Origin of the sequence: Sulfurospirillum halorespirans DSM 13726, from assembly GCF_001723605.1 — a bacterium.
Taxonomy (GTDB): domain Bacteria; phylum Campylobacterota; class Campylobacteria; order Campylobacterales; family Sulfurospirillaceae; genus Sulfurospirillum; species Sulfurospirillum halorespirans.
In genome coordinates, this window is the sequence record NZ_CP017111.1 from 375,804 (window position 1) to 398,848 (window position 23,045).

The 23,045-nt window shown below is 41.3% G+C and carries 26 protein-coding genes; 22 read left to right on the top strand and 4 right to left on the bottom strand.

The window, feature by feature from the left end; all coding sequences use genetic code 11:
* Position 1 precedes the first annotated feature (1 nt).
* The 12 genes from SHALO_RS01910 (at position 2) to SHALO_RS01965 (ending at position 10,701) form a co-directional block, all read left to right on the top strand.
* Positions 2 to 1,030: a M24 family metallopeptidase gene (locus SHALO_RS01910; RefSeq protein ID WP_069477133.1), complete on the top strand. Its 1,029-nt coding sequence runs from the start codon at positions 2 to 4 to the stop codon at positions 1,028 to 1,030.
* The gene (folK, locus tag SHALO_RS01915) at positions 1,027 to 1,494 is read left to right on the top strand and encodes a 2-amino-4-hydroxy-6-hydroxymethyldihydropteridine diphosphokinase (protein WP_069477134.1); all 468 of its coding nucleotides are present in this window, start codon (positions 1,027 to 1,029) and stop codon (positions 1,492 to 1,494) included. Before SHALO_RS01910 ends, folK begins: the two co-directional genes overlap by 4 nt.
* Complete coding sequence (flhF, locus tag SHALO_RS01920) at positions 1,491 to 2,777, top strand: flagellar biosynthesis GTPase FlhF (protein WP_145923211.1); 1,287 nt, start codon at positions 1,491 to 1,493, stop codon at positions 2,775 to 2,777. The genes folK and flhF overlap by 4 nt, the downstream gene beginning before the upstream one ends.
* Positions 2,758 to 3,630, top strand: coding sequence for a MinD/ParA family protein (locus SHALO_RS01925; protein WP_069477136.1), 873 nt, complete (start codon positions 2,758 to 2,760; stop codon positions 3,628 to 3,630). Before flhF ends, SHALO_RS01925 begins: the two co-directional genes overlap by 20 nt.
* Before the next feature lie 23 nt (positions 3,631 to 3,653).
* On the top strand, positions 3,654 to 4,028 hold the full coding sequence (locus tag SHALO_RS01930; protein WP_069477137.1) for a hypothetical protein: 375 nt from the start codon (positions 3,654 to 3,656) through the stop codon (positions 4,026 to 4,028).
* The gene (locus SHALO_RS01935; RefSeq protein WP_069477138.1) at positions 3,994 to 4,713 is read left to right on the top strand and encodes an RNA polymerase sigma factor FliA; all 720 of its coding nucleotides are present in this window, start codon (positions 3,994 to 3,996) and stop codon (positions 4,711 to 4,713) included. Before SHALO_RS01930 ends, SHALO_RS01935 begins: the two co-directional genes overlap by 35 nt.
* A complete protein-coding gene (gene fliM, locus SHALO_RS01940; protein WP_069477139.1) occupies positions 4,706 to 5,764 on the top strand; it encodes a flagellar motor switch protein FliM in 1,059 nt (352 codons plus the stop codon). The genes SHALO_RS01935 and fliM overlap by 8 nt, the downstream gene beginning before the upstream one ends.
* A 3-nt stretch (positions 5,765 to 5,767) precedes the next feature.
* Complete coding sequence (gene fliY / locus SHALO_RS01945; protein ID WP_069477140.1) at positions 5,768 to 6,631, top strand: flagellar motor switch protein FliY; 864 nt, start codon at positions 5,768 to 5,770, stop codon at positions 6,629 to 6,631.
* A gap of 8 nt (positions 6,632 to 6,639) precedes the next feature.
* Complete coding sequence (locus tag SHALO_RS01950; protein WP_069477141.1) at positions 6,640 to 7,374, top strand: LOG family protein; 735 nt, start codon at positions 6,640 to 6,642, stop codon at positions 7,372 to 7,374.
* 65 nt (positions 7,375 to 7,439) lie between these two features.
* Positions 7,440 to 9,065 (top strand): hypothetical protein, encoded by a 1,626-nt coding sequence (locus SHALO_RS01955; protein WP_238585273.1) that lies wholly within the window; start codon positions 7,440 to 7,442, stop codon positions 9,063 to 9,065.
* Between the two features lie 20 nt (positions 9,066 to 9,085).
* Entirely contained in the window at positions 9,086 to 10,015 is a 930-nt protein-coding gene (locus SHALO_RS01960; protein WP_069477143.1) for a glycosyltransferase family 2 protein, read from the top strand.
* Positions 10,012 to 10,701: a WbqC family protein gene (locus SHALO_RS01965; RefSeq protein ID WP_069477144.1), complete on the top strand. Its 690-nt coding sequence runs from the start codon at positions 10,012 to 10,014 to the stop codon at positions 10,699 to 10,701. Before SHALO_RS01960 ends, SHALO_RS01965 begins: the two co-directional genes overlap by 4 nt.
* Here SHALO_RS01965 and SHALO_RS15325 read toward each other — a convergent pair.
* A complete protein-coding gene (locus SHALO_RS15325; RefSeq protein WP_158513701.1) occupies positions 10,685 to 10,834 on the bottom strand; it encodes a hypothetical protein in 150 nt (49 codons plus the stop codon). The genes SHALO_RS01965 and SHALO_RS15325 overlap by 17 nt on opposite strands.
* On the opposite strand from SHALO_RS15325, the gene rffA reads away from it, so the two are divergent.
* Positions 10,826 to 11,959: a dTDP-4-amino-4,6-dideoxygalactose transaminase gene (rffA, locus tag SHALO_RS01970; protein WP_069477145.1), complete on the top strand. Its 1,134-nt coding sequence runs from the start codon at positions 10,826 to 10,828 to the stop codon at positions 11,957 to 11,959. The genes SHALO_RS15325 and rffA overlap by 9 nt on opposite strands.
* Positions 11,959 to 12,321 carry an EamA family transporter gene (locus SHALO_RS01975; protein ID WP_069477146.1) on the top strand — a complete coding sequence of 121 codons (363 nt, stop codon included), beginning with the start codon at positions 11,959 to 11,961 and terminating at the stop codon, positions 12,319 to 12,321. Before rffA ends, SHALO_RS01975 begins: the two co-directional genes overlap by 1 nt.
* 39 nt (positions 12,322 to 12,360) lie before the next feature.
* On the opposite strand, the gene SHALO_RS01980 is transcribed toward SHALO_RS01975, so the two are convergent.
* Both SHALO_RS01980 and SHALO_RS01985 read right to left on the bottom strand, forming a co-directional pair.
* Positions 12,361 to 12,684 carry an EF-hand domain-containing protein gene (locus tag SHALO_RS01980; RefSeq protein ID WP_069477147.1) on the bottom strand — a complete coding sequence of 108 codons (324 nt, stop codon included), beginning with the start codon at positions 12,682 to 12,684 and terminating at the stop codon, positions 12,361 to 12,363.
* Positions 12,681 to 13,505, bottom strand: coding sequence for a DUF4405 domain-containing protein (locus tag SHALO_RS01985; RefSeq protein WP_069477148.1), 825 nt, complete (start codon positions 13,503 to 13,505; stop codon positions 12,681 to 12,683). The genes SHALO_RS01980 and SHALO_RS01985 overlap by 4 nt, the downstream gene beginning before the upstream one ends.
* 136 nt (positions 13,506 to 13,641) lie before the next feature.
* Between SHALO_RS01985 and SHALO_RS01990 the strand changes: the two genes are divergently transcribed.
* From SHALO_RS01990 to SHALO_RS02000, 3 genes are read left to right on the top strand one after another with little or no spacing between them, the layout of a single operon-like run.
* Positions 13,642 to 14,571 carry a ribose-phosphate pyrophosphokinase gene (locus tag SHALO_RS01990; protein ID WP_025343588.1) on the top strand — a complete coding sequence of 310 codons (930 nt, stop codon included), beginning with the start codon at positions 13,642 to 13,644 and terminating at the stop codon, positions 14,569 to 14,571.
* On the top strand, positions 14,571 to 16,364 hold the full coding sequence (gene lepA / locus SHALO_RS01995) for a translation elongation factor 4 (RefSeq protein ID WP_069477149.1): 1,794 nt from the start codon (positions 14,571 to 14,573) through the stop codon (positions 16,362 to 16,364). The genes SHALO_RS01990 and lepA overlap by 1 nt, the downstream gene beginning before the upstream one ends.
* Positions 16,365 to 16,366: 2 nt before the next feature.
* Positions 16,367 to 16,939 carry a ComF family protein gene (locus tag SHALO_RS02000; RefSeq protein ID WP_069477150.1) on the top strand — a complete coding sequence of 191 codons (573 nt, stop codon included), beginning with the start codon at positions 16,367 to 16,369 and terminating at the stop codon, positions 16,937 to 16,939.
* 38 nt (positions 16,940 to 16,977) lie between these two features.
* On the opposite strand, the gene SHALO_RS02005 is transcribed toward SHALO_RS02000, so the two are convergent.
* A complete protein-coding gene (locus SHALO_RS02005; RefSeq protein WP_069477151.1) occupies positions 16,978 to 17,484 on the bottom strand; it encodes a hypothetical protein in 507 nt (168 codons plus the stop codon).
* Between the two features lie 86 nt (positions 17,485 to 17,570).
* On the opposite strand from SHALO_RS02005, the gene SHALO_RS02010 reads away from it, so the two are divergent.
* The 5 genes from SHALO_RS02010 (at position 17,571) to SHALO_RS02030 (ending at position 22,989) form a co-directional block, all read left to right on the top strand.
* Entirely contained in the window at positions 17,571 to 18,329 is a 759-nt protein-coding gene (locus SHALO_RS02010; RefSeq protein WP_069477152.1) for a transposase, read from the top strand.
* A 77-nt stretch (positions 18,330 to 18,406) separates the two neighbouring features.
* On the top strand, positions 18,407 to 20,944 hold the full coding sequence (gene gyrA / locus SHALO_RS02015) for a DNA gyrase subunit A (RefSeq protein WP_069477153.1): 2,538 nt from the start codon (positions 18,407 to 18,409) through the stop codon (positions 20,942 to 20,944).
* 48 nt (positions 20,945 to 20,992) lie between these two features.
* Positions 20,993 to 21,430 (top strand): LPP20 family lipoprotein, encoded by a 438-nt coding sequence (locus tag SHALO_RS02020; RefSeq protein WP_069477154.1) that lies wholly within the window; start codon positions 20,993 to 20,995, stop codon positions 21,428 to 21,430.
* Complete coding sequence (locus tag SHALO_RS02025; protein ID WP_069477155.1) at positions 21,406 to 21,798, top strand: hypothetical protein; 393 nt, start codon at positions 21,406 to 21,408, stop codon at positions 21,796 to 21,798. The genes SHALO_RS02020 and SHALO_RS02025 overlap by 25 nt, the downstream gene beginning before the upstream one ends.
* 27 nt (positions 21,799 to 21,825) lie before the next feature.
* Complete coding sequence (locus tag SHALO_RS02030; protein WP_069477156.1) at positions 21,826 to 22,989, top strand: sigma-54-dependent transcriptional regulator; 1,164 nt, start codon at positions 21,826 to 21,828, stop codon at positions 22,987 to 22,989.
* The last annotated feature ends 56 nt before the right edge of the window (positions 22,990 to 23,045 follow it).

The following is a 23,045-nucleotide window of genomic DNA, read 5'->3' on the forward strand; positions in this document are numbered from 1 at the left end:
GATGAACTACATTCTCCAAGATGAAAATGCGCTTTATTACGAATGCGGGTTTTCATGCGATCATGCGGTTTTTTTAAAACTAGGCAGTGAAGCTTTTTTTATCACCGATGCCCGTTATACAACAGAAGCCTCAGAGATCATCCAAAATGCAACTGTTTTAGAAGGCGATAGACGCGATTTGCTCAAAACAGCGCGTCTGTTGATTCGAAAAAGTGGCATCACAACGCTTGCGTATAACCCCGCCGAATGGAATGTGGAAGCGTACGCAAGACTGAGTGAAAAGCTGAGCATCAACCTTCAAAAAAAACCTAATTTTTCGCAACAAAAACGCATCATCAAAAGTGACGCTGAGCTTGAAATACTCAAAAAGGCGGCACTGTTTGGACGCGATGCGTTTACCCATTTTGGAGAATTTTTAAAACAACATGGTGAAGGGATGGATGAAAAACGTGCCTTCTTTGAAGCCGAAGCGATTTTAAAACGCCATGGCGAATTGGGGCTTAGTTTTGAGCCGATTATCGCCCTTGGAGCGAACGCTGCGAAACCACATGCACTGCCTACATGTAAAACGCTTCAAAAGGGTGAACTCGTGCTTTTAGATGCAGGCGTGAAGTATCAGCGTTACTGTTCTGATCGTACACGAACGAGCTTTTTTGATGAAGGGTTCAACTTTGAAAAAGAGCAGCGCTTCAATGAGGCTTTGAAACAGAAAGTTTATGATACAGTGCTGTGTGCTCAAGAAGCGGCGCTGAAAACGGTCAAAATCGGTGTTAAAGCCAAAGAGATCGACAAAGCAGCGCGCGATGTGATCGACAAAGCAGGATTTGGACAGTATTTTATTCACTCCACGGGGCATGGTGTCGGCCTTGATATTCATGAACTTCCTGTCATTAGTGCGCGTTCAGAAACCATCATCGAAGAGAATATGGTCTTTACCATAGAGCCTGGGATTTATTTGCCAGAGCAATTTGGCGTTAGAATCGAAGATACGATTATTGTGAGAAATAGCGGCGCTGAGGTTATGGGGTGAAGTTAGAACGCATTCGATTTTTTCCTACATGTAAACGAGCCAAACCTCATTTTTCGCACCGAGCCGTCATTGGACTTGGCGGCAATCAAGGCGATGTTAAAAAGCGTTTTGTCAAACTCTACCGTATATTTTTAAACGATTCACGTTTTTATATACAGAAAAGCTCCATGGTGTTTCAAAATCCACCGTTTGGCTATCTCGATCAGCCCGATTTTTACAATGCTATCATCGTATTGCAAACATCTCTACGTGCAAAAGCATTGCTCAAAGTGCTTTTACATGTAGAGCATATTTTTGGGCGTGTCAGACTCTTTAAAAATGGACCAAGAACGCTGGATTTAGATATAATATTTTTCGATAATCAAAAGATCCATCAGCCTAACTTAATCGTCCCCCACCCTAAATGGTCGGAGCGTGCATCGGTTATCGTTCCACTCTTTACGCTAAAAAGTTTTAAAGGATAGAGGTGAAATTTCATACGTTTAGTGGTGAAACACCAGCAGAAGCGCTCAAACAAGCTCAACAAGACTGCGGTGAAAATGCACTTGTGATAAGTACCAAACAGATTCGCAAAAAGACGATTAGCACTTCCGCACTCTATGAAGTGGTCGTTGCCGTCGAAGAAGATCAACCCACTCCAATTCCTAAAAAACCAGAACCACGAGCTGAGAATAAATACAAAAGTGGCGAAGATGTGCTTTTTAGCCTCTCTGAAGCGGCCAAACAGATCTCACAAATTGCGCAAGCCACAGGTGACATGGGTGGCTCAAACGCTTCAAAGCAAGCAGAGAGAACTCAAAACAGCGAAGGTATTGGTGAGATCAAATGCGAAATCAATAAACTGGCCGATAAAATCAAACTCATCCAAGAGATGTTCTGGGAAGAGCGAGCACCGCATCGCAATAATTTAGCGATTCCCTCTGAATTTTCAGAGATTTATAAACTCGCTAAAACCAGCGGCATGGGCGAAGATCATTTAGAAAATATCATGAATCTCACCTTAGAGCATATGCCCGTACGTATGAAAAATAGCTCAGAGACGATCAAACGCTATTTTCAAGTGTTACTTCGCAAACTCATTCCCGTACGCATGGAAGCGGAACTGCCTAAAGGCAATAAGCGTGTGATGATGTTTGTGGGACCTACGGGTGTGGGAAAAACAACCACGATTGCCAAGCTTGCAGCTCGTTACTCGTATATTCAAGAAAAGCGTGCGAAAGTAGGCATTATTACGCTTGATACGTATAGAATTGGCGCAGTTGAACAACTTTTTCAGTATGCGAAGATGATGCGCTTACCCATCGAAGATGTGGTTGATCCGAGTGACTTTAACAATGCGCTTTCTTCTTTAAGTCATTGTGACGTGATTTTGATTGATACGGTAGGAAGTTCACAGTACGATAAAGATAAACTGATTAAGCTCAATAAGTTTCTGCAAAGCTCGCAATTACAAATCGATGTTAATTTAGTACTCTCTGCAGGAAGTAAGCTGGAAGACCTCAAAGAGATCTACAAAAATTTCTCTTTTTTAGACATTGATACGCTTATTTTTACAAAATTTGATGAAACGAAGGTTTTTGGAACGATATTTTCTTTGATTTACGATATTGACAAACCCGTAAGTTATTTTTCCATTGGTCAAGAGGTTCCCGATGATATTGTCCCCGCATCGAGCGACTTTTTGGTTGAATGTATTTTAGATGGCTTTGAGAAAAAAAGAGGTGAACATGGAAACGCAGGCAAATAAGCTCCAAGAACTGGTCGGCGCAGCTTCTGCCAAAGAGCATAGCCATACGAAATATATCGCCATTACCAGTGGTAAAGGCGGTGTGGGTAAAAGTACGGTCAGTGCCAATATGGCAAATATTCTCGCGAATAATGGCTACAAAGTAGGGCTCTTTGATGCTGATATTGGACTCGCAAACCTTGATGTCATTCTTAATGTTCGGATTGATAAAAATATTTTACATGTACTTAAAGGCGAGTGTACCCTTGCAGATGTGATTGTCCCTATTAAAAAGAATTTGTTGCTCATTCCAGGTGAAAGCGGTGATGAGATCTTAAAATACTCTGAGCAGTTTTTGTTTGAACGCTTTTTAGAAGAGACCAAAGTGCTCAACGATCTTGATTTTATGATCATCGATACAGGAGCGGGAATTGGCGGACATATTCAGCTCTTTTTAGAAGCCGCCGATGAGGTCATCGTAGTTACTGTGCCTGATCCTGCAGCGATTACCGATGCGTACGCAACGATTAAGATCACCAGTAAAACGCAATCTAGCATTCATGTTATTTTAAATATGACCAAAAGTGAGAAAGAGGCGCAACTGATTTTTGATAAGATCAATAAAGTCGCTATGGCCAATATTGGCAATGGTTTGAAGCTCAATTTAATTGGCAAATTGCCTGAGGATAAACTCATCTCAAAAAGCATCAAACAGCGCACACTCTTTACCAATGATGCGCCTAATTCTTTAGCATCTTTGGATATGAAACGCATCGTCAACAATTTAGTCTACAAATTGGAACGAAAAGTGCTTAAAAGTGATACGAATAAGAGCTTCGGAAGCTTCTTTAAGCGTATTATTGAGCAATTTTAGATACATTTTGTAAAGGCGTTTATATGGTCAAATCAGAAAATTTCATCTATTTTTTCACCATCTGTGGTTTTTTTATAGGGTTGATGTTTTCGATACTGAATTTTTCAGAGCCAGAAGAGATACTCTTTTACACGTTAGAGATAACGCTGTTTTTCTATCTCATTATCCATGTGGCTGTGATGAATTTCTTTGATTTTGATCGTATGGCGACGTTTATTTTCGATAAAAAAGATCACGAAAATATTGGCGATTATTTTATTCAAGAGCTTGAAAACAGAGAAAAAGTGATGGATAGTCTCTTAGCAAGCATTGATAATATGAACCAGCACTATGATAAGATCATGAAAGGCTCAACGGAGAGTAATGAATCCTACACTACTAAAAAAGCAGCAGCCTAATCCTTACAGTCAAAATATTAAAAAAGAGCAAGATGAACTTGTCTTGCAATACCTTCCTGCCGTGCGTGCTATGGCATATCGCCTTCGCGAAAGACTTCCCGCATCCGTTGATGTCAATGATCTGATTTCCATTGGAACCGAGGAGATGATCAAACTTTCCCGCCGTTACGATAAAGATCAAAATGACTCTTTTTGGGGTTATGGTAAAAAACGAGTCTACGGTTCAATGCTCGATTTTTTACGCTCTTTAGATACGATGAGCCGAGCCAATAGACGCCTCATCAAAATGGTCGATCATGAAATCACCGCCTATTTGGGCGAGCATGGAAATGAGCCAGATGATGCTTACTTAGCGCAACTTTTAAATGAAGATATTGAAAAAATAGCAGAAGCAAGAAATAGTGCTATGATAGTCTCTATCATGTCACTTAATGAGCAGATCACCATCCTCTCAGGTGAAGATACGGCACAAAGAGTGGAAAAAGATGAGCTGATGGAGATGGTGCAAAGCATCCTTACAACCTTTAATGAGAGAGAACAGATGATCATTCAACTCTACTATTTTGAAGAGCTCAACCTTAAAGAGATCAGTGAAATTTTGGATATTAGTGAATCACGGATTTCTCAAATTCATAAAAAACTTTTGGTAAAGATCAAAGAACAGTTGGGAATCAATCATGGCTGATATATTAAGTCAAGAAGAGATCGATGCGCTCTTAGAAGTTGTCGAAGAAGAGGGCGATACACTCTCCTCAGAAGTGGAAGCCTCCGATACCAGACAAGTTATTCTTTACGACTTTAAACGACCCAATCGTGTCTCCAAAGAGCAGTTGCGTGCGGTTAAAGGTATTCACGACAAGATGGCGAGAAACCTCGCTTCGCAGATCTCTTCCATTATGCGAAGTATCGTTGAGATTCAGCTACATTCTGTCGATCAGATGACCTATGGTGAGTTCTTGATGTCACTTCCAAGCCCAACGAGCTTTAACGTCTTTTCGATTAAGCCACTGGATGGTAACTGCATTATTGAGATCAACCCTTCCATCGCTTTTCCAATGATCGACAGACTCTTAGGTGGACTGGGAGAGTCGTATGAATCAACGCGTGAGTTAACCGACATTGAGCTCAATCTCCTGGACGCCATTTTGCGTATTATCATGCAACGTCTTAAAGAGGGTTGGGCGCCGATTACGGACATGTACCCAACGGTTGAGACCAAAGAGTCTAGCCCGAATGTTGTTCAAATCGTTTCACAAAATGAGATTGTGATTATGGTGGTGATGGAGATTATCATTGGAAATTCAAGTGGTATGATTAATCTTTGTTATCCTGTTATCTACTTAGAACCCATTCTTTCACGCCTTGCAAACCGCGATATTATGCTCGGTGAAACGAGTGCAAAAAAGAGTCGTAACAAAGAGCTCAACACACTCATTTCGCGTGCGGAAGTGTTTATTGAATCCATCATTGGGCAATCTGAACTCAGTGTAGGAGAGCTTTTGGAGCTTAAAAAAGGGGACATCATCAGGCTGGATCGTGCGGCAGATGATAAAGCCATTGTGATGATTGATAAAAAAGAGCTCTTTTTAGCGGAGATTGGCTTGCATCGTTTCCGTAAATCGATTAAAATAGAGAGTTTGGTTCGAACCGATAAAGATGAAGTAAAAAGCGCGCTCGAAGAGCTAGAACATATTCGTAAATCAAAAATTTCATCATTTGATACATTGCAGGGGTAAGGTGTGAACAATACATTTGTACAATTATTACAACAAGAGGTTATCTCTACCATTGAGGGGTTAACAGGTATCGCACCTACGGTTGAACTGAACTCTGAAGAGAGTGGTGAGAGTAAACTCAAACTCAGTCCTCCCCTTGCAAAGCTTGATGTCACAGTTGGTGGAGAACTTCGCGGTCGAATGTGTGTTACGATTGCAACGTCGATTGCAACAGCCATTGGCGATATGATGCTGGGTGGCGAAGGTGATGAAAAAGAGGAGATGGACGCCGAAGATCTTGATGCGACCAAAGAGATTATCTCCAATATTTTAAGCTCTTTTTCGCGCTCCCTTGGCAGTCAGAAAAATATGCCTAAATTGGACTTTGATATTGATAGCATTGAGTACATTGATGCTAACAGTCAGATCGATTTTAAAGGGTACGAGAAGCTTTTTATTTACAATTTAGCCGTTCATAATTCTCACGATACGATTGCTTTTGCCATTACGCATGAGCTTATACCGCTTATCGGTGAGGAGATCGCACCCTCTTTTGCAAGTGATGAAAGAGAAGAATATACCTATGAAGAGCCTAAAAAAGTTATTATGGGGATTAGTCCTGAAGAGCTTAGTAATATCGAACTGATTAAAGATGTCAGACTGCCTATTCGTGTGCGTATAGGATCAAAAAAGATGCTTTTAAAAGATGTTTTGAGTATGGATATAGGCTCTGTCATCGAGCTGGATCAGTTGGCGAATGATCCTTTGGAAATTTTAGTAGGCGATAAAGTGATTGCAATGGGTGAAGTGGTCATCGTCGATGGTAACTTTGGTGTTCAAATAGGCGAGATTGGAACGAAACGCGAACGCTTAGAGAAGTTACGATAGAAAAGACCATGGAAGAACAACAGCACATTAAAGATACCGAACACTCGAATGAATGGAGTGTTCTTCGCATTATGTCCGATTTTGTTAAAGGGTTTGATGAACTTCAAGACCTAGGCCCATCCGTAACATTTTTCGGTAGTGCGCGTTTTCATGCCAATCACCGCTATTACCAAGATGCCCATGATCTAGCCTATACACTGGGAAAAAAAGGGTATTCTATCATTACGGGTGGTTCCAAAGGCATTATGGAAGCGGCGAATAAAGGGGGCTTTGACGCCAAAAGTTGCCAATCCATTGGTCTGAATATCAACCTTCCCCATGAACAAGCGGGCAATCAATACACAACCAAGCACCTCACCTTTGACTACTTTTTTGTCCGCAAAGTGATGCTGATTAAATACTCGCTTGCCTATGTCATCTTCCCTGGAGGATTTGGCACGCTTGATGAACTTTTTGAAGCACTCACCCTCACCCAAACGGGTAAAATCACTAAAATTAGCATCTTTTTGTATGGGAAAAGTTATTGGGCAAAGCTCTATGATTTTATTGCAACTACGCTTGTGGAACATCATACGATTCGCCCTGAAGATGTTGAACTGATTACATTAACCGATGATATGGATGAGATCGTTGCAAAGATCGATGAACGCTTGGTGATTTACACCAACGAGCTTAAAAACGAGGGCTTAGATCAAAGCCGTCATTACCAAAAAAATGTAGAATTTCTATCCAATCAAGAGTAAAAATGCGCTCACGAATCTCCTTACACACTCACATTAAAAAGCACTTACCCTTTTTAGGTGCGGTGATGCTATTAGGCTTTGTGCTTTATGAAATCAGCTTTTATATTTTTAAAACCTATCGGGCTTTTTTTAATTCAGATGCGGCGATTGCCAATATTTTAGCGGAAGAGATGGTTGTTGCAGGAAGTTTTTTCCCAAGCCATTGGTGGTATGTCAATAACGATTTGTGGATTTTTTACAAACAGATTTTAGTGATTCCTTGGGTATTAGCAGGTAAAAATGGCTATTTTGCCCATGCCTTTACGGTGTTTGAAGTCAGTATTTTTATGATCGTCTTCATCTACCTCTTTTTACGCTCCCTTATGCTCTCACGCACCTCTTCGATTATGGGAAGTGTGGTTGTCTGTATTGGGTATTCGCCAATGTATCTGCGAGAGCTTTACGGGGAAGCGGCGTACACGTGGTATTTTCTTTTTATGATTGCGTTTATGTTTATCTTTCGAAAACTCAGTCCTCATGTGATTAGTAAAAGTACGCAAATTAAAGCGTTTATTGTCTTTATGATTTTGCTGTACCTGCTTGTTCTTGCCAATCCTGTACGCTTTTTTGTCTACTATGTTGCACCTTTTTTTGGAGCATTGGCTCTGAGTATTTACTTTGCACGCGATAGTCTCAAAACATTTGAACATGCGATGTATCGCCTTTTATCCATTAAACGAATCATTATTTTTGCGTTCGCCTGTATTGTGATGGTGCTTGCCGCCATGGCACATTTTAATCTTTTAGAGAGTTTGCATCTAGCAGGAGGTGCGAACAATGCAGGCCTGGTTTCGCTTGAAATCTTACCCGTACACGCAGCACACGCTCTTTTAGGACTGCTTAATTTTATTGGTGCTGAGTGGACAGAGGGTGTGCGAGCCTCGTCGCTAGAAGGGGTAATATCGCTTTTAAAATTTGCACTTTATCCGTTTGTTTTGATCATTCCAGCCTTACATGTAAAGCGATCTTTTTATCAAATGAGTGCAACGGAGCGCTTTTTTGTGCTCTTCTCGTATGTGGGATTTGCGATTATTTATATCTTATATTCGACAACGGCACTTCATGAACATGCGTGGGCAGCACGCAATAACATTCGCTACATTTCGCCATTCTTGATGATGATCTTAGTCTGTAATGTCATCATGTGGCGCTTTTTTTCACTCTTTATCAAATTGATCTTATCGCTTAGTTTGACGATCGCATTAGGACTTTCGTGGAATTATGTCTCCCCCAAAGAGTGGAGAGGCATTCTCGATGAGCGCATCGCTTTGGTGGAAGAGCTTAAGACGCGCAACCTTCACTTTGGCTATGCCGAGTATTGGGATTCACATATTTACACGGTTTTTAGCGATGGAGAGGTCGATATTCGCCCGATTGAATTTAGCGAAACCGAGGGCATGAAACTGGTCAAATGGCTCTCGAGTGACCGCTGGTACCAAAGAGATTCAACTGATGGGAAAGTCTTTTTTATGGTGGTTCCTGAAGATATTGATGATATGTATCGCGCGATGAAAGATTTCAATATGCCCGATCCCATTGATCAGTTTAATTATGATAAATATACGTTTTTTGTTTTTGAAAAGAATCCGCTGTACGTGAAGAGAGCTAAAGCAGAAGCTAGGAAGAAAAAGCGTATAATGACGGCTCCCTAATTTACATGTAAAGGTGTCGCGTGGAGTCTGTCAAGATTAGTGTTATCTCTCCTATTTATGGCTGTAAAGAGTGTCTGTTTGAACTTTATGATCGTTTAGTAAAGACACTGAGCCAAATTACTGAAAACTTCGAGATCATTTTGGTCAATGACGCCTGTCCGCAAGCTTCGTGGGAGCGCATTGCGATGTTATGCGCTAAAGATCCTCGTGTCAAAGGCATTAATCTCTCCCGAAATTTTGGGCAACATTACGCCATTACGGCGGGGCTTGATCATGCAAAAGGTGAGTGGGTTGTGGTGATGGATTGCGATTTGCAAGACAGACCTGAAGAGATCATTAAGCTGTACAACAAAGCACTGGATGGTTACGATATTGTTTTTGGAAGACGCGCACAAAGGCAAGATAGTTTTATCAAACGTTTTGGCTCGATGGCATTTAACCGCGTTTTAGAGTATTTTACCGAAACGAAGCACGATAACAGCATCGCCAATTTTGGCATTTATGCCCACAAAGTGGTTGAAACGATTAACCGTTACCGTGAACACAGCCGCGATTTTTTACTTTTTGCTCAAATGGTCGGATTTAAAAAAGTTGAAATTGACATCGAACATGCTCCAAGGGCGCATGGCGAGTCCTCCTATAATTTCTCAAAACTGTTTCGTTTAGCGATTGATTCGATTATTTCCCACTCCAATAAGCCGCTCAGGCTTTCGATTCAACTGGGTTTTTTTATCGCCTTAGCGAGCCTTGTGTATGCGAGCTGGCTGGTCATTCGCTACTTCTTCTACCACACACCCGCTGAGGGTTGGACGAGTTTGATGGTGTCGATGTTTTTTATGTTTGGACTTTTGTTTGCCATCATTGGCATTACAGGGTTGTACATCGGCAAGATTTTTGATGAGGTCAAACGACGACCGCTTTATCTGATTCAAGAGACACTTAATTTATGAAAAAAATAGCAATTCTACAATCCAATTATATCCCGTGGAAGGGATATTTTGACATTATTGGCAGCGTGGACGAGTTTGTTTTGTACGATGATATGCAGTACACCAAAAATGACTGGCGCAATCGCAACAAGATTAAGACGCAAAATGGACTTCAATGGCTTAGTATTCCTGTGCGTCAAGAGAGTTTGCACCAAAAGATCAATGAGACAAAGATCACCGATCCCAAATGGAACGTGAACCATTGGCGAAGCATCGCGCAAAGTTATGCCAAGGCGCCTCATTTCAAGGCGTATAAAGAGCAGTTTGAAGCGCTGTACATGAGTGCAACGATGGAGAGCATTAGCGAGATTAATCGCCATTTTATTGATGCGATCTGTGCGATGCTAGAGATTAAAACGATCATTCGTGATTCCAGAGAATTTGTGTTAGCTGATGGTAAAAGTGAGCGACTTTTAGCGCTCAATCAAGATTTGGATGCCACGACGTATCTCAGTGGGCCTGCGGCGAAAGATTATTTGGATGAATCCATTTTTACAGCAGCTGGCATTAACGTTGAGTGGATGGATTACAGTGGGTATGCTGAATACCATCAACTGTTTCCACCGTTTGAGCATGGTGTGAGTGTGATTGATCTCATCTTCAACGAAGGCGAAAACGCCAAAAATTTTCTTAAAAGTAGTCAATAAAAGCACCAAAGGTGCGCGGGCTTTCCGCCGAGGAAAACTCAGCGTTAGCGTAGTTTTTAGAGCTTGGCTCTAAAAGCGTTTCAAGAGTTGCAACAACTCTATAAAACTTATTTAAGAGTAAACAATGATTCATTTTAATAAACCTCCTCGAACAGGAAACGAAGATAAGTATGTGTTAGAGGCGATGAATAGCCTTAAAATTTCGGGCGATGGTGCCTTTGGTAAACGCTCCCAAGAGTGGTTTGAAAAACGCTATGGTTGTCCTAAAACCTTGCTCACACCTTCGTGCACGCACGCACTTGAAATGGCAGCACTTCTGTTGGACATCAAAGAGGGCGATGAAGTCATCATGCCTAGTTACACGTTTGTGAGTACTGCCGATGCTTTTGCACTGCGTGGGGCAAAAATCGTCTTTGTTGATGTGCGAGCTGAGACCATGAATATGGATGAACGTTTGATTGAAGCGGCAATTACGCCTAAAACGAGAGCCATTGTGCCTGTGCATTACGCAGGTGTGGGATGCGATATGGATGTGATTATGGACATCGCGAACCGCCATAATCTTTTTGTCGTCGAAGATGCGGCGCAAGGTTTCGAAGCAACCTACAAAGGTAAACCGCTGGGAACCATAGGACATTTGGGTGCGTTTAGTTTTCATGAAACCAAAAATGTGACCAGTGGCGGAGAGGGTGGACTGTTACTCATTAACGATGAGCGATTTACGCAAAGAGCGGAAATTATCCGCGAAAAAGGAACGAACCGTAGCCAGTTTTTTAGAGGCATGGTCGATAAATACGGTTGGATGGACATCGGAAGCAGTTACCTGCCAAGTGAGCTTCAAGCCGCGTACCTTTGGGGCAATTTGGAAGAGGTGGATGCGATTCAAAATCACCGTTTGAATGCGTGGAAAATGTACTATACAAAACTTGAAGGTTTGGCTAAAAAAGGGTTGATTGAACTTCCATATATTCCTGAAGGATGTGTGCATAACGCACATATGTTCTATTTTAAAGTGAAAGATTTGGAGACGAGAACGGCTTTGTTGGAGCAGTTTAAAGCGCAAAATATCGGTGCAGTGTTTCACTACATTCCCCTTCACAGCGCTCCTGCAGGGCTTAAATACGGTCGTATGTTTGGTGAAGATGTTTACACGACCAAAGAGAGCGAACGCTTGGTTCGTTTGCCACTGTATTATGGCATTACCCATGAAGAGATTGACGCGGTTTGTGATATTTTGATGAAATGGAGTGCATGTTAATGGCGCATTTATACATTTTTGGAACGATTTTTTTTACGGTTTATGGACAGCTTGTCATTAAGTGGCGCATCCTTTTTCATGGGCATTTACCCGATGCGTCGGCTGAAAAAATCATTTTTCTTCTGAAGCTCTTTTTAGACCCGTTTATTTTAAGTGGCTTTATCTCCGCGTTTGTCGCTTCTCTTTGTTGGATGGCGGCGATGACCAAGTTTGAGCTGAGCTACGCGTATCCGTTTATGGGAATGACGTTTGTGGTGGTGTTCGTCTCTTCGGTCTTTTTATTCAGTGAGAGTGTGACGCTTTATAAAATTCTGGGTCTTGCGTTGATTGTGTTGGGTATTGTCATTTCAAGTCGAGGATAAGCGAAGGTGAGGCGAACAATCGCCTCTTTACATGTAAGGCTATTTTCTGCCTCTGTTTTGCCTGTTTTCCTGCATATGTTTTAATTGACCTGTTTGAAACTCTTCTTTGGTCACTTTACCGTTTTTGTCGGCATCAAAATAGGTAAAATCAGGTGAATTAGCAGCGTTTCGCATTGGCATTCCCGCTTTTGCATTCGCACTCATGCGTTCTACTTTAACAGTATCAAACTCCTCTTGGGTCAACATCCCATCTTTGTTGGTATCGTACGCCTCAAATCCGATGGGACCGCGCGTTGTGTCCACAGCATTTAAACTCAAACCGACCAGACTAACCAGTGCTAAGCACATGAAAGATTTTTTCATTTTGACTCCTTTTGGGTAGATGTTTTCAGTAATTCTAAGAGTTCAATGGGCTTTACATGTAAAGCATCAGCGATCTCTTTGAGTGTTGAATTCTCAGTAGCATTAAAGCCTTTTTCTCGGATAAGTTCTAGGGCTTTTTCCAGTGCAAAAGTGTGTTGTATGCTTGCATTTTTGAGCGTTACTTTACCATATCCTCCACCTTCGCTTAGCGTGGGCATTTGGGGTTTAGCATTGATCATATCGAAAATTTGTGCGGGTGATTTGCCATTTTCTTGAGCAATCTGCGCAATCGTTTTGGTCAGATTGACACCCTTGAGTTTAGAGGCGTTTAATTGCGAAACGATGACAGAGACATTGCGTCCCGTTTTTTGGGCAAACTCTTCGAGGGTTGAAAGCTCGGCATGACCGTAGGGCGCTTGGTCGACTTTTGCTTCCCACGAAGCTTTTACCTCCTCTTGAAAGTCCAAAAATTGTTCAAAAGGTGCCCAATAATAGAGTGTTCCTACGATAAAAAGCAAGTTCAAACCAAGGGCTAATAAAAACTCTTTGGTGAAAAGAGAAAAGGATTTGGCTCTGTTTTTGAGGTAATTTAAAAGTGATCCCCAATTGAGGTAGATATGAAAAAACATACCCAGTAAAAAAAGTACCATAAAAGTTACATGTAAATGGGTGTACTGCGTTTTATCAAGCCCTAAAAGCTCCCAGTTTGTCCAGTTGGCGACCCTGCCTTTGGGCGATAAAAAAAGAATAATGCCCGTGTAGCTCATGATGAGAAATGAAAAACTGATAGACAAAGAGATAAAACGACGCAGCGAAGTCATAGGAGTTCCTTAATTTGCTTATAATGTGAATAAATACTTCTGTTATTATGGCACTTTAATGTTAAAAGAGTGTTAACGCTATCTTAAGTCCCTATTGGGTAAAATAGAGCACTTTTTGATGTAAAGGATATTTCATATGAGAGGCTATAAAGTCTTTGCAGGAACGGCAAATCCAGAGTTTGCAAAACGAGTGGCAAAACATCTCTCTCTGCCTCTTTCAGCAGCGGAGATTAAACGATTTAGCGATGGCGAAATCAGTGTTCAAGTCAGTGAAAGTGTACGTGGAAAAGATGTTTTTATCATTCAATCCACCTGTGCACCAGCGAATATTAATTTAATGGAATTGCTTATTTTAACCGATGCGTTGCGAAGAAGCTCCGCCAACAGCATTACCGCCGTTGTGCCTTACTTTGGATACGCGAGACAAGATCGGAAAGCAGCCCCTAGGGTTCCGATCACAGCCAAATTAGTCGCGAATATGATGCAAACCGCAGGCATTGATCGTGTTGTAACGATCGACCTTCATGCCGGTCAAATTCAAGGCTTCTTTGATATCCCCGTCGATAACCTCTATGGCTCAATCGTCTTTAATGACTACGTGAAAGCTAAAAACCTCAAAAACCCTATTATCGCAAGTCCTGACATCGGTGGCGTTGCCCGTGCAAGAAGTTTTGCAAAACTCTTAGGTGTGGATATGGTCATCGTCGATAAACGTCGTGAAAAAGCCAATGAGTCTGAGGTGATGAACATCATCGGTGACGTCACGGGCAAAGATGTGATCTTGGTGGACGATATGATTGATACCGCAGGAACCATCGTCAAAGCGGCTGAAGTCTTGAAGAAAAAAGGGGCTACGAGTGTGATGGCATGTTGTACACACGCGGTTTTAAGCGGACCTGCGTATGAGCGTATCACCAAAGGTGAGCTCGATGAGTTGATCGTCACGGACACCATTCCTCTCAAAGAAGCCAATGATAAAATCAAAGTCCTTAGCGTTGCTCCTGTTTTTGCAGAAGTCATTCGTCGTGTTTATCACAATGAAAGTGTCAATGGATTGTTTGTTTAATGCAGAAACATATTCGTAACTTCTCAATTATCGCTCATATCGACCACGGTAAAAGTACGTTAGCTGATCGTCTGATTCAAGAGTGTGGCGCGGTAAGTGCACGCGAAATGACCGCGCAGATGATGGACACCATGGACATCGAAAAAGAGCGCGGCATTACCATTAAAGCGCAAAGTGTTCGTCTGACCTATGTCAAAGATGGACAACCCTATATTCTCAATCTTATCGACACTCCCGGTCACGTTGACTTCTCGTATGAAGTAAGCCGTTCCTTAGCTTCCAGTGACGGCGCGCTTTTGGTCGTCGATGCTTCTCAGGGTGTTGAAGCTCAAACGATTGCCAATGTGTACATTGCCTTGGAAAATAACTTAGAAATTATTCCTGTTCTTAACAAAATCGACCTTCCTGCCGCTGATCCTGAACGCGTAAAAGATGAGATCGAGCATACCATCGGGCTTGATTGTTCTGAAGCTTTGAGCGTGAGTGCTAAAAGTGGTATTGGTATTCGAGAACTGCTTGATACGCTAGTCGATAAAATTCCAGCTCCAATAGGCGATGAAAATGCTCCTACCAAAGCGCTCATTTACGATAGTTGGTTTGATAACTATCTTGGCGCACTTGCACTTGTTCGAGTCTATGATGGCTCAATCAAAAAAGGGCAAGAAGTGTACGTGATGGGAACAGGTAAAAAACACGAAGTGTTAAACCTTATGTATCCACATCCACTTGTCCTTGAAAAAACGCCGATGATTAAAACGGGTGAAGTGGGCATTGTCGTACTGGGTCTTAAAAACGTAGGCGATGTTAAAGTAGGCGATACGATTACGGATTTTCGTAACAAAACGAAAGAGCCGATCGCTGGCTTTAAAGAGGTCAAACAGTTTGTATTTGCAGGACTTTACCCGATTGAAACCGATAAATTTGAAGAACTCAGAGACGCCCTTGATAAGTTAAAACTCAATGACTCAAGCATTTCGTACGAGCCTGAAACTTCCGCCGCACTTGGCTTTGGCTTTAGGGTTGGATTCCTTGGGTTACTTCACATGGAAGTCATTAAAGAGCGTTTGGAGCGAGAGTTTGACCTTGATCTCATCGCAACAGCGCCAACGGTAACCTACAAAGTTAAAACGACCAAAGGTGTTGTTTTAGACATTCAAAACCCAAGTCAACTTCCTCCTGTGAATGAATTTGAAGAGATTCAAGAACCGTATGTCAAAGCAACCGTTTTAACGCCGACTGAATTTTTGGGCAATATCATCATTCTCATGAATAACAAACGGGGTATGCAAAAAAAGATGGACTATCTCAGTCCTGAGCGTGTACTTTTAGAGTATGAGATTCCACTCAATGAAATCGTGATGGACTTTTACGACAAACTCAAATCGGTCAGCAAAGGGTACGCAAGCTTTGATTACGAGCCTATCGGGTACCAAGTCGGTGATTTGGTGAAGCTTGATCTTTTAGTTGCAGGTGAACCTGTGGATGCGCTTTCTATCATTGTTCCAAGGGTGAGTGCGCAAACCAGAGGACGTGATTTTGTTAAAGCGATGAAAGAGATTGTTCCTCGCCAACTTTTTGAAGTGGCGATTCAAGCAAGCATTGGCACCAAAGTTATCGCACGCGAAACGGTAAAATCGATGGGTAAAAACGTCACTGCTAAATGTTATGGTGGCGATATTACAAGAAAACGAAAACTGCTTGATAAACAAAAAGAGGGCAAGAAACGTATGAAATCCATCGGTAAAGTTCAATTACCGCAAGAGGCGTTTCTCACCATTCTCAAAATCGACTAAAAATGCGTTGCCATCTCTGCCTTGGGCTTAGCTGGCAACCGCTTTGTAAGAATTGCCTACAGAGCATTTTAGCTCCAACTCCTGCTTTTAGAATTTTGGAGAGCGGGCTTAAAGTTTACTCTTTTTACAGCTACAGTGACATAACCCCACTGCTTCATACCAAACACACCTACATCGGCGCTAAAATATTCGCACAACTAGGCTCTCATACTTTCTTAGAATTTTTAAAAACGTTTGAGTTGCCAAAAGGCATTTGCGCCATTCCTATCGACGATCATGTGAGACACGGCTATTCGCACAGTGCGATTTTAGCCAAAGCGACCAAGCCTTTTTTAACGCCAATGTACGGAAGTTTAAGAGCACAAAATCATGAGAGTTATTCTGGTAAAAGCAGAGCCTTTAGACAAGCCAATAAACGGGATTTTATCGTTACATGTAAAGATGAAATCGATGCTATTTTGATCGATGACATCGTCACCACGGGAAGTACTTTGGAAGAGGCGCATGAGACACTTAAAAAGCATGGTGTTAATGTTTTGTTTGCCCTAGTGTTGGCAGATGCAAAAGAGGGTTAGCGGGAGAAAGCTAACAATTAGCCTTCAGACAAGCTTATTTATATAGTAGCACAGGAACGCGTATCAAGTGTCGATGGGCAATTCTTTTCTACATGTAACTTTATCATCAGCAAAAAAAGTTGATACATATCTTTGTCATTTGCCTTCGCAATTGTCTTTAATGTATCTTCAACATGTTCAATTTTCACATGATGTTCCAAAAGCTTTTGTTGCAAAAATGTGACGTCACAATGAAATAAGACACAGAGTTCTTGAAACGATTGATTTTTAGTGTTGCGAATGAGAAAATCTATGTTCTCTTCATGACGGATATGCGTGTTCAAAAAAATGGCAACACACTCTTGTAAAAGTTTTCGAATCGTACAGCGTCGAAGCCACGCATGGACACCTAAAAGCACAATAATAATCAGTGCTGAAAGTTTGTGTAAGAACAGATTGGAAGGGGTAGGATGGTTCAGCACAAAAGCGATACCTGTTATATAAAGAACACCAAACATCACCAAAATTGCCACAATAATCACGACTTTTAAAACAGATTCATTCATGCACATTCTTTCAAAAAGGGGTCAGGGCTAAACTTTTAACTTTTTAACATTCTGTGGTACAATTTTAGCAAAAAAAGAGGGTAAGTATGCCACGAAGATTGCGCATCGAAAATGTGGGCTATCATCACGTTTACAACCGAGGTGTTGCCAAGGGGAAGGTTTTTGAAGACGAAAAAGATAAGGCGAAGTTTATTGAGCTGATGGCAAGCGCTGCTAGGGAGTACAAGTTCAACATTCATGCGTTTTGTTTGATGGACAACCACTATCACATTTTAGTGCAAAACACGCGCGAAAATCTCTCTTCAGGCATGCGCCAACTGAACGCTCAGTATGCGAGTTATTTCAATAAACGCCATTCTCGTGTAGGGCATTTGTGGCAAGATCGCTTCAAATCATGGTACGTCTTGGATGAAAAGCACCTCTTTACCCTCTTTAAATACATCGAAAACAACCCCGTAAAAGCGGGGATGAGCCAAAAAATCGGCGAATATATGTATTGTGCAACGTACAGTATTTTAAAAGATGCCGTGCCTTCTTTTTTGCAAAACTCGTTTGTGTTGCGCGATTACAATACTAAGGAGTTATTGGATCTTTTAAGTATTTCTCTAAGCGTGGCAGAACGTTCAAATATAGACGCGTTTCATCAAACAAAATACAAACACGAAGAGGGGCAAATTGTGCCTTTGCACCAAGAAATGCTTGAAAATTATTTTTTACATGTAAAGAGTAAACAAGAGCGAAATGAAGCGATCAAAAAAGCCTATGAAGATGGATACAGCAAGAGTGAGGTTGCACGAAATTGCTCTCTAAGCGTTGCAGGAGTCAGTAAAATCCTCAAAAGTTAAAAGTTTAGCCCTGACCCCTATGGAAATAAAAGGTAAAGTAAAGTACAATGGAACAATTTTACATGTAAGGTTAATGAATGGACAATATTTTTGATTCGAACCAAGACATCAAGACGATCAGTATTGAAGAGTCGATAAAGACCAGTTATCTTGATTATTCGATGAGTGTTATCATCGGGCGTGCGCTTCCTGACGCGCGTGATGGACTTAAACCCGTACACCGAAGAATTTTATACGCGATGAACGATCTTGCGATCTCTTCACGAAGCCCGTATAAAAAATCGGCGCGTATCGTCGGTGATGTTATCGGTAAATACCACCCACATGGCGACACAGCAGTGTATGATGCACTTGTTCGTATGGCTCAGCCGTTTTCAATGCGTATTCCGATAGTTGATGGGCAAGGAAACTTTGGTTCAATAGACGGTGATAGTGCTGCTGCGATGCGTTACACGGAAGCTCGTATGACACCACTTGCTGAAGAACTTCTTCGTGATCTCGATAAAGATACCGTTGATTTTGTACCCAACTACGATGATAGTATGAGTGAACCAGATGTTCTTCCAAGTCGTGTTCCAAACTTGTTGCTTAACGGTTCAAGTGGTATCGCAGTTGGTATGGCAACGAACATTCCTCCACACTGTTTGGATGAACTTTTAGATGCACTCCTTCTTTTGATTGAAAACCCAGAAGCCACACTTGATGAGATCATGGAATTTATTAAAGGCCCTGATTTTCCAACCAGCGGTATCATCTTTGGTAAAAAAGGCATTCTTGAGGCGTACCGAACGGGACGTGGTCGTGTAAGAATACGTTCTAAGGTGCATATTGAGAAAAAAGGCAATAAAGATATTATTGTTATTGATGAGCTTCCGTATCAAGTTAATAAAGTTCGTTTGATCGAGCAAATTGTAGCACTCGTCAAAGAAAAGATGCTTGAAGGTATCAGCGAAATCAGAGATGAGAGTGATCGAGATGGTATTCGTTTGGTCATTGAGCTTAAACGTGAAGCGATGAGTGAGATTGTGCTGAACAATCTTTATAAATCAACCAATCTTGAAGTCACATTTGGTGTTATCTTACTTGCAATTTATAACAAAGAACCAAAAGTCTTTACGCTTATCGAGCTTTTAAAACTTTTCTTACGTCACCGCAAAACGGTTATTATTCGCCGTACGATTTTTGAACTTGAAAAAGCCAAAGCCAAAGCGCACATCTTAGAGGGTCTTAAAATTGCGCTTGATAACATTGATGAGATTATCAAGCTAATTAAAGGCAGTGCGGATACCAAAAGTGCGAAAGACGGCTTGATCGAACGCTTTAACCTCAGTGAAGTTCAAGCAGGTGCCATTCTTGATATGAGACTCCAACGTCTTACAGGTTTAGAGAGAGATAAGATCGAAAACGAACTCTTAGAGCTTCTTCAAGAGATTGCGCGTTTGAGTGATATCCTACGTAGCGAAGCGCTTTTAAATGCGCTGATTAAAGAAGAGTTAGTCGAAATTAAAGATAAATTTAAATCAAAACGTATCACGGAAATTGTGGATGATTACGATGACATTGACGTGGAAGATTTGATCGCCAATGAATCCATGGTGGTTACAATTACACACCGTGGTTACATCAAACGTGTTCCACTCAAACAGTATGAAAAACAAAAACGTGGTGGCAAAGGCAAAATCGCCGTAACAACGTACGATGATGACTTTATCGAAAGCTTCTTTGTCTCTGATACCCATGATACACTCATGTTTGTGACGGATCGCGGTCAACTCTACTGGCTCAAAGTTTACCGAATTCCAGAAGGAAGCCGAACCGCAAAAGGTAAAGCAGTCGTGAACCTCATTCAGCTACAAGCGGATGAAAAAATTATGGCAATCATTCCAACAACCGACTTTGATGAGACCAAATCATTGGCATTCTTTACCAAAAATGGTGTGATCAAACGTACGAACCTCAGTGAGTTTAAAAATATCCGCTCCGTGGGTGTTAGAGCCATTACGCTTGATGATGACGATGAATTAGTTACTGCAAAAGTGGTCACCCATGACACAAAATACCTTTTCATCGTAACGAAAAAAGGTATGTGTATTAGATTTGAAGTAGGTGACGCAAGAGAGATCGGCAGAACGGCACGAGGTGTTACAGGCATTCGCTTTAAAGAAGAGAATGATAGAGTCGTTGGCGCTGCTGTGATTTACAATGATCAAGAAGAGCTTTTAACCGTAACAGAAAAAGGTATTGGTAAACGAACAACGGCAGATGAGTACAGATTGCAAGGTCGTGGTGGTAAAGGTGTTATTGCTATGAAGCTTACGCCAAAAACTGCCGATCTAGTTGGTGTTGTCATCGTTGATGAAGACAAAGACCTTATGGCCCTGACCAGCAGTGGTAAAATGATTCGTGTGGATATGGAAACAATTCGTAAAGCAGGGCGCAATACCAGTGGTGTTAAAGTGGTTTCTGTAGAAGGCAAAGATGTGGTTCAAAGCCTTGCGCGTTGCCCTAAAGAAGAGATTGACGAAGGTGATGAAGCATTGGATGATGAAGAAACTTCAAATGATGGCAGTTTGATTGTCTCAGATGACGCACCTGACGCACCAAGCGATGAGTAATTGGAATGGTAGTTGCTTAAAGATAAAAAAATATTAAAAGGTGTAGCTATGAATAAATGGTTTGTGACACTTTTGGCAAGTTTAGGTTTGATACTAGTGATTTCGGGTTGTTCATCAAAGGCAGAACCTGCAAAAGATCCAAAAGCGGCAATGTATGATTTTAGCAACGAAAAATCATTTGTCGTTTACGGTGAAGGAATTGCACCTAAAAATACAGTTTCTCCTGCGCAAGCAATAGCCCTTGCAAAACGAGCCGCCATAACCGATGGGTATCGTCAACTGGGTGAGAAACTTTACGGTGTGAAAATTAATTCAAGTGAGACAGTTCAAGATGCTGCGTTAAAAGACTCTCGTATCGTAGCGTCCGTTAATGCACTTGTTAAAGATGCGGCTATAACAGATGCAACCTTTAAAGATGGTTTGTACAGCATTCGAATGGAAATTACAATGAGCGCACGTAGGTGGCACGAACTGTTTGCTTATTAATTTTAGGCGCGTCACAAGCACTTTTTTGCAGTGATCTTTTTTGGTTTTCATACAAAATCGTCACTGCAAATAGTATTGTGATTTATGAGCAAAAAAATATTGCTCCTGTTATGATCCCTTTTGAAGGTAAAGCGCAGAAGTTATGCACACTTACGTTAAGCAATCCCCAAAATCTTCCAAAAGAGCTGTTTTTGCGAAAACACTTTGATACGATTCTCCCCTGTTTTTATCAGCTCTCCTCACATCTTCTTTCATGGAATGAACAACATCTAAAGCAGGGTAATGACAGAATAGAGTTGGTGATCGAGCCTGTGCGTTTTACAGTAGACTTTAAAGATGAATTTGCTACCATAAATGCCATTAGGTAAAACTCTTTTTGGCAGGATTGATTCAAAATGCACGTTGCAATTGTAGAAGATGATATAAATATGAGAAAATCCCTAGAAATCGCTCTAGGTGAGTATGAAGAATTTAAAATTTCTACCTACAAAAGTGCATTGGATGCTCTTAAAAAGATTGATTCAAGCGTTGATTTGATCGTTACGGACATCAATATGCCCGGCATGGATGGCATTGAGTTTATCAAAAAACTCGATGGGCAGTATGACATTATTGTCATCACGGGAAATGCAACGCTAAGTCGCGCCATTGAGTCCGTTCGTTTGGGTGTCAAAGACTTTTTAACCAAGCCTTTTGAGATCGAAACACTCGTTGAAGCGATCAAGCGACATGATAAAATTCGTACCAAAGTTAAAGAGAGTTTTGAAAAGATCGATAGTACTAAAGAAGAAAATGGCGATTTTATAGCTTCGTCTCCTGAGCTTGAACAAGCACTCACGATTGCGAGGAAAGCGGCTAAAACGGATGTCAGTGTCCTTCTTTTAGGCGAAAGTGGTGTCGGAAAAGAGCTTTTTGCCAATTATGTGCATAAAAACTCTCCACGAGCCAAAAATCCGTTTGTAGCAATCAATATGGCAGCCATTCCTGAAAATCTTTTAGAGAGTGAGCTATTTGGTTACGAAAAAGGCGCTTTTACCGACGCGATAGCGGAGAAAAAGGGCTATTTTGAAGTTGCCAATGGTGGAACACTTTTTTTGGATGAAATTGGTGAGATGCCGATGATGCTTCAAGCCAAGCTTTTAAGGGTTATTCAAGAGCGTGTGATGGTGCGTGTGGGTGGTACCAAAGAGTTGCCGATTGATGTGCGTATTGTTTCTGCAACCAATGCCGATATTAAACGAAGCATTAAAGAGGGTCAGTTTAGAGAAGATCTTTACTACAGGCTCAATACGATTCCGATTGAAATAGCACCTCTTCGACAACGCAAAGAGGAGATTTTACCGATTTGTGAAGTCATTTTAGAGCGTGTTACGAAGAAATATGGTCTGCAAAAGCGGTATTTCTCTGGGGAAGCTATCGAATCGTTAATGACCTATCGATGGCCAGGTAATATTAGAGAGTTGATTTCTGTGGTTGAGCGTGCCGTGATCTTAAGTGATACCGAAGCGATCAGTAAAGAAGATCTCTTTTTAGAGAGTCGTAATTGGTTTAGTTCGTAAAGATAAAAACACATAGACTTTTTTGATAACTTAATACCAACTCTATTGGGTTATTA

Bases quoted from the DNA above. Each gene is read 5' to 3' on its own strand.
- SHALO_RS01980 (WP_069477147.1), bottom strand. From the start codon at position 12,684: ATGAAAAAATCTTTCATGTGCTTAGCACTGGTTAGTCTGGTCGGTTTG.
- SHALO_RS01925 (WP_069477136.1), top strand. From the start codon at position 2,758: ATGGAAACGCAGGCAAATAAGCTCCAAGAACTGGTCGGCGCAGCTTCT.
- lepA (WP_069477149.1), top strand. From the start codon at position 14,571: ATGCAGAAACATATTCGTAACTTCTCAATTATCGCTCATATCGACCAC.
- SHALO_RS01975 (WP_069477146.1), top strand. From the start codon at position 11,959: ATGGCGCATTTATACATTTTTGGAACGATTTTTTTTACGGTTTATGGA.
- SHALO_RS02005 (WP_069477151.1), bottom strand. From the start codon at position 17,484: ATGAATGAATCTGTTTTAAAAGTCGTGATTATTGTGGCAATTTTGGTG.
- fliM (WP_069477139.1), top strand. From the start codon at position 4,706: ATGGCTGATATATTAAGTCAAGAAGAGATCGATGCGCTCTTAGAAGTT.
- SHALO_RS01935 (WP_069477138.1), top strand. From the start codon at position 3,994: ATGAATCCTACACTACTAAAAAAGCAGCAGCCTAATCCTTACAGTCAA.
- SHALO_RS02020 (WP_069477154.1), top strand. From the start codon at position 20,993: ATGAATAAATGGTTTGTGACACTTTTGGCAAGTTTAGGTTTGATACTA.
- SHALO_RS01930 (WP_069477137.1), top strand. From the start codon at position 3,654: ATGGTCAAATCAGAAAATTTCATCTATTTTTTCACCATCTGTGGTTTT.
- gyrA (WP_069477153.1), top strand. From the start codon at position 18,407: ATGGACAATATTTTTGATTCGAACCAAGACATCAAGACGATCAGTATT.
- SHALO_RS02030 (WP_069477156.1), top strand. From the start codon at position 21,826: ATGCACGTTGCAATTGTAGAAGATGATATAAATATGAGAAAATCCCTA.
- SHALO_RS02010 (WP_069477152.1), top strand. From the start codon at position 17,571: ATGCCACGAAGATTGCGCATCGAAAATGTGGGCTATCATCACGTTTAC.
- SHALO_RS01965 (WP_069477144.1), top strand. From the start codon at position 10,012: ATGAAAAAAATAGCAATTCTACAATCCAATTATATCCCGTGGAAGGGA.
- SHALO_RS01955 (WP_238585273.1), top strand. From the start codon at position 7,440: ATGCTATTAGGCTTTGTGCTTTATGAAATCAGCTTTTATATTTTTAAA.
- SHALO_RS15325 (WP_158513701.1), bottom strand. From the start codon at position 10,834: ATGAATCATTGTTTACTCTTAAATAAGTTTTATAGAGTTGTTGCAACT.
- SHALO_RS01985 (WP_069477148.1), bottom strand. From the start codon at position 13,505: ATGACTTCGCTGCGTCGTTTTATCTCTTTGTCTATCAGTTTTTCATTT.
- SHALO_RS01950 (WP_069477141.1), top strand. From the start codon at position 6,640: ATGGAAGAACAACAGCACATTAAAGATACCGAACACTCGAATGAATGG.
- SHALO_RS01910 (WP_069477133.1), top strand. From the start codon at position 2: ATGAACTACATTCTCCAAGATGAAAATGCGCTTTATTACGAATGCGGG.
- SHALO_RS01990 (WP_025343588.1), top strand. From the start codon at position 13,642: ATGAGAGGCTATAAAGTCTTTGCAGGAACGGCAAATCCAGAGTTTGCA.
- rffA (WP_069477145.1), top strand. From the start codon at position 10,826: ATGATTCATTTTAATAAACCTCCTCGAACAGGAAACGAAGATAAGTAT.
- SHALO_RS02000 (WP_069477150.1), top strand. From the start codon at position 16,367: ATGCGTTGCCATCTCTGCCTTGGGCTTAGCTGGCAACCGCTTTGTAAG.